Source organism: Bacteroides sp. HMSC067B03 (assembly GCF_001811315.1).
Classification (GTDB): Bacteria; Bacteroidota; Bacteroidia; order Bacteroidales; family Bacteroidaceae; genus Bacteroides; species Bacteroides faecis.
This window is the reverse complement of the sequence record NZ_KV804343.1, coordinates 1-291: the sequence shown is the minus strand read 5'-3', so window position 1 is coordinate 291 and position 291 is coordinate 1. Positions and strand designations below refer to the sequence as shown.

The 291-nt window shown below is 52.6% G+C and carries 1 pseudogene; it reads left to right on the top strand.

Going from position 1 to position 291, the window contains the following annotated elements:
* Positions 1 to 291 (top strand): annotated as a pseudogene (locus HMPREF2794_RS10595) (DUF2586 family protein); the annotation flags it as partial.

Genomic DNA, 291 nt, shown 5'->3' with positions numbered 1-291 from the left:
GTTGGATGCTGAAAACGTCTCTGTCGTGATTGCACAAGACCCGGCATGGGCGGCAAAGGACGAAGCATACCGGACACACGCTGCCGTGGGCAGCGCACTCGGAATGCTGTCTGTCCGCTATGTACATGAAAATATGGGCAGCGTTGATATTGAAAACCACCCACGGACGGCAAAAGGGACAAAGGACTATCCATTGACTGACAAACTGAACGGGCTTTGGCTGGATGCAGCCTTGAGCAATGGCAAGCCCTTCTCACAGTTGAGCGTATCCGACCAGAAAAAACTGACTGA